The organism is Finegoldia sp., from assembly GCF_046991905.1.
Taxonomy (GTDB): Bacteria; Bacillota; Clostridia; order Tissierellales; family Peptoniphilaceae; genus Finegoldia.
This window is the reverse complement of the sequence record NZ_JBKWZF010000086.1, coordinates 1-5,063: the sequence shown is the minus strand read 5'-3', so window position 1 is coordinate 5,063 and position 5,063 is coordinate 1. Positions and strand designations below refer to the sequence as shown.

General features: G+C 29.4%; 4 protein-coding genes. 2 read left to right on the top strand and 2 right to left on the bottom strand.

The window, feature by feature from the left end; genetic code table 11:
* Positions 1 to 322 precede the first annotated feature (322 nt).
* Positions 323 to 562, bottom strand: coding sequence for a transposase (locus ACLUJM_RS12705; protein ID WP_412412971.1), 240 nt, complete (start codon positions 560 to 562; stop codon positions 323 to 325).
* A gap of 294 nt (positions 563 to 856) precedes the next feature.
* Entirely contained in the window at positions 857 to 1,816 is a 960-nt protein-coding gene (locus tag ACLUJM_RS12700) for a helix-turn-helix transcriptional regulator (protein WP_412412970.1), read from the bottom strand.
* A 148-nt stretch (positions 1,817 to 1,964) separates the two neighbouring features.
* On the opposite strand from ACLUJM_RS12700, the gene ACLUJM_RS12695 reads away from it, so the two are divergent.
* Together ACLUJM_RS12695 and ACLUJM_RS12690 are read left to right on the top strand one after the other, a co-directional pair.
* Positions 1,965 to 3,719 carry an ABC transporter ATP-binding protein gene (locus ACLUJM_RS12695; protein WP_412412969.1) on the top strand — a complete coding sequence of 585 codons (1,755 nt, stop codon included), beginning with the start codon at positions 1,965 to 1,967 and terminating at the stop codon, positions 3,717 to 3,719.
* The coding region (locus ACLUJM_RS12690; RefSeq protein WP_412412968.1) for an ABC transporter ATP-binding protein at positions 3,703 to 5,063 on the top strand (1,361 nt) is incomplete at its 3' end. The genes ACLUJM_RS12695 and ACLUJM_RS12690, both read left to right, overlap by 17 nt.

Genomic DNA, 5,063 nt, shown 5'->3' with positions numbered 1-5,063 from the left:
CATGATTTTGAATTTGCAAGTTTAATTTGCAATCGTGTATTGGATTTAGAAAAAATAAGATATGTCTAACTTGATATCTTAATGAAATTATAAAAAATATTCACATTAATAAGAAGATAATTTAATTGTTTTATTATAGTTAACTAATAATTGTTCAGTATTACACTTTAAAATTATTAAGGCATAGAGTTTTCAAGGTAGTGTTAAATAAATTGTGTAACCTCTTGTGAAACTAAGTAAATTGTACCTAACTAGATAATGCTACATGCTTTGTACCTTAATCCCATATATTGGATGAAAAATTTTTGCTTTGGCGCTTTCCTTATGTTTTATTTAGCAGTTTACTTAGTTCATAAAAAGATAGGGGTTTTTGAGAAAAGAGCCCCTTCCTATCCATAGGCATCTTAAGATGTAATATACCATATTTGCCTTTAAGGGTTCTAGTGTAGTAGCTATTTCTAGAATTCTCAGAGTTGTATTCACTGGTATCACAGGGCTCAAATCCTAAAAAACGTTTTTTTCTGTTTCTAGAAGAAGATTCATCGCATCTTCCGGTTGACAGCGAAATATTTCTGTAACATCTACTCCTTGGGCTAGCACTTCAATCAATTCTTTGTTAAAATTTGTTATGAGGTTCTCCAATATTCATGTGATTTAGTTGTGTTAACTTAATCTTACAAGATTGGATCCTCTTTTTCTATCCAAGGAACAACTTTACGTTTACACAAGATATTTTACACTATGATTTTCAATGAGATATAAATTTATATTGTTAATTAATAGTATTAAAAATTCTAAAAAGAGGACTAGACATATTGAGGCGTCTTAGTCCTCTTTTTAGGAATATGGTTTAGATTTATTTATTTAAATTAATCATAATTTTAACCTCATTAGGATAAACTCCCTTATATCTTTTGTAAAGTTTGCTAAATCGGCTAGCTGAAGTATACCCAACAGTTTTAGCTATATGTCTTATTTCAAGATCAGTGGTTACTAATAATTGTTCTGCTATATTCATTCTTTTTCTTTGGGTAAATTCTGTAATACTCAAATTGTTTTTTTTCTTAAAACTTTCCTTTAACTTTGTTCCACTCATACAAGCGATTTTTTCTAGAAGTGATTGAGGTATGTTGTTAGAATAATGATCGCTAATATATCTTTCTACATTCTCAATAAGTTTTTCATCTTCGGTTGAAAGAGGCTTAAAATTTTTCGAATCTTCACTAGCCTCAACAGTTATATAAAACCACTCTTTTACCTTTTCCTCAAAGAAAAGTTTAGCTTCAGTATCTTCAAGTTTACAAGTCAAAATATCTTTAGCAATCTTACTTATTGGATTAATAATTGAATTTTTAGATTGAAAAAACATATCTTTTAAATCATCTACATTATTTGAGTAAGAATATGGTGGATAGTATTTTTCTAAAAAACTTTTTTTAAATTTTACACCTACAAGACACAATCTAGAATTTTTATGTATAAGATATCTATTCTTTTTGTCGCTTGGATCCATAACAAACATAGAAAAAGGTTCAATTGACTGATAGGGATTAAACCATTCTCCGTTTCCAGACATTACAAAATTGGAAATTAATGTAACATAATTTTGCATTGATTCAACGCCATCTTCTACAAAATCTTCTTTTATGAAAAGATTATGAATGTCTATTATAAAGTCGCTACTTTCGTAATACCAGTAATAACCATTATATAATTTCGTATTAGCTATATAATACCTCCCTAGAGGATGAAAATAATTCTCGTCTTTTAATTCCGATGAAACATAAGCATTTATTAAACTTTCAAAATTTTCCATACAAACCTCCAATAACACGTTTAGACATATAAACCTATATATATTGTAAAACAAACGAAAATATTTTACAATATACTTATGATAAAAGTTATCAAGTAAGTCGTATTTTTTATTTGAAATTTATCAAAATATTATTAAGGGGGTAAATATGAAAATTTACAAAAGGCTTTTTTCCTATGTGCCTGAGGGAAAACATAATGGATATATAGCAGTTTTCTTATCAGCACTATCTGCGTTTCTGATGGTGTACGGATATTCATTGTTGTATAAATTTTTAAGAAGTTCAATTGTTGAGGAGGATTTATTAGTTGCTAGAGCAATGTCTATTCAAACTGTTTTGAGTTTGACGTTGGGAGCTTTGGTATATTTACTATCAGGTTTATTTTCCCATAAGCTCGGATTTCGTTTAGAAACTAATTTGAGAAAGAAAGGGATAGATGGACTTACAGGAGCAAGTTTTCGTTTTTATGACTTAAATCCATCTGGAATTATAAGAAAAACTATTGATGATAATGCAGCTAAAACTCATACGGCAGTAGCACATATGATACCAGATAATTCACAAGCTTTTTTAATTCCAGTCTTATCTTTAATATTTGCCTTTTCTATTAGTAGTAGAGTGGGAATAGTTATTCTTATACTAACAATAGTAGGGGCTCTTATTTTAAAGAACATGATGGGTGGAGGAGAGTTCATGGAATACTACCAAAAATCCTTAGAAATTTTAAGTGGTGAAACAGTTGAATATGTCAGAGGCATGCAAGTTGTTAAAATATTCGGAGCTACTGTAGAGTCTTTTAAAACTCTTTATAAGGCGATTAAGGATTATTCTAAGTATGCTCTTGATTACTCAATTAGTTCTAAAAAACCTTATGTACTATATCAATGGATATTTTTTGGAATTATTGCAATTTTGTCTATCCCTTTAGTTTTTACCATAAATAAAGTTAATAATGCTAATTTGCTTATTGTTGAACTATTCATGATTTTGTTTTTAAGTGGAGTAATGATGGTTTCATTTATGAAAATTATGTGGGCTAGTATGAACATCTTTAACGCTAGGTATGCTGTAGATACTTTAGAAGACTTATATAAAAAAATGAATGAAGATAAATTAAATTATGGAGAGATTAGTGATTTCAAAAACTATAATATAGAGTTTGATAATGTAACATTCGGCTACAATGGAAATAAGGTATTAGAAAACTTATCATTTAAATTACAAGAGGGAAAAAAATATGCATTAGTTGGACATTCAGGTTCAGGTAAATCGACTATTGTAAAGCTATTATCTGGATTTTACAAAGTAGATAGTGGTAGTATAAAGATTGGAGAGAGACCCCTAGAATCTTATAGTAAGGATGCTCTAATAAACACAATTTCTTTTGTTTTTCAGGATAGCAAACTTTTTAAGACATCTATTTACGAAAATGTTGCTCTTGCTAATAGAAAGGCAAGTAGGGAAGAAGTTATGAAGGCTATGGAACTTGCAGGTTGTAATGTTATTTTAAATAAGTTTCCTGAAAGGGAGAATACCATGATCGGCTCAAAAGGAGTCTATTTATCAGGAGGAGAAAAACAGAGAATTGCTATTGCGAGAGCCATGCTCAAGAAATCTAAAATTGTAATTATGGATGAAGCTAGTGCTTCTATTGATCCAGACAATGAGTATGAGCTTCAAAAGGCCTTTAAAAACCTTATGAAAGATAAAACAGTTATTATGATTGCCCATAGGATGAGTAGTATTCGTTCTGTTGATGAAATTTTAGTTTTAGAGAATGGAGAAATAATTGAAAGAGGCTGTGATCAAGAACTTATTTCAAAAGGTGGAAAATATAAGGAATTATTAGAGCTTTATGACAGTGCAAATCAATGGAGGGTTAAAGATGAGGAAATTTTATAAAAAACGCTTTTGTCTGACTGATAAAGGAGCTAAAGATCTCACTAAATCTACTATATCGAGTTTCTTGGTTTACTGTATTAATATGGTTCCTGCCTTTATTTTAATGATGTTAACAGATGAGCTTCTTTTGAAAAATGTTAAAAGCCCTTATTTATATTTTGGAGTTTCTGTTGTTACATTAGTAATAATGTATGTTTTGTTATCCAAAGAATATGATGATCTTTATACTACAACTTATGAAGAGAGTGCTAATTTAAGAATAGATATTGCTGAAACTCTATCAAAACTTCCCCTATCCTACTTTTCAAAACATAATTTATCAGATATATCTCAAACGATTATGGCAGATGTGGAAAAAGTAGAACACGCTATGAGTCATTCAATACCTAAAGTAGGAGGAATGGTTTTATTTTTTCCACTAATTGGAATTATGTTAATGATAGGCAATTTTAAGATGGGGCTAGCAGTAATGATCCCAACTATTTTAAGTTTTATACTAATACCTATTGCTAAAAAGTCGCAGGTAAAAGGAAACAAGAAATATCACAAGGTACTTAGAGAAAACTCAGAAAAATTCCAAGAAACTATTGAACTTCAACAAGAAATAAATAGTTTCAACTTATCTGATGAAGTGAAGACATCACTTTATAAACAGATGGATGAAAGTGAAAAAATACATTTAAAAGTGGAAGAGAGTTCTATTATAACATTAGGTTTATCTACTATGTTTTCTTTCGTAAGTATAGCAGTAGTTAGTTATGTTGGTATTAGCCTTATTCTATCTGGGGAGATTGACATTTTATATCTCTTAGGGTATTTAATGTCTGCCATAAAGATAAAAGATATTTTCGATTTATCAAAAGAAGGATTATTAGAAGTGTTCTCTATAGATCCAAGTGTTGAAAGGATTAGGGAGATTAAGGAAACAAAAATTCAAGAGGGTAAAGATGTAGAACTGAATATGTTTGATATAGTCTTTAAAAATGTAGCTTTTTCTTATGATGATAATCAGGTTTTAAAGGACATTAGCTTTACTGCGAAACAGGGAGAGGTAACGGCTCTAGTTGGAGCTTCTGGCTCTGGAAAGACAAGTATATTAAGATTAATATCAAGATTATATGATTATGATAAAGGTCAAATTTTAATAGATGGAAAGGATATAAAAAACATTTCCACAGATTCTTTATTTAAGAAAATATCTATTGTTTTTCAAGATGTTACTTTATTTAACTCATCTATATTAGAAAATATTCGTATAGGTAAAAAAGATGCCAGCGATGAAGAAGTTATCAAGGCAGCTACCCTTGCAAATTGTATGGATTTTATTAATAAACTTCCTAATGG

Excerpts from the sequence above, each read along its gene's own strand:
- ACLUJM_RS12700 (WP_412412970.1), bottom strand. The coding sequence starts at position 1,816 with ATGGAAAATTTTGAAAGTTTAATAAATGCTTATGTTTCATCGGAATTA.
- ACLUJM_RS12695 (WP_412412969.1), top strand. The coding sequence starts at position 1,965 with ATGAAAATTTACAAAAGGCTTTTTTCCTATGTGCCTGAGGGAAAACAT.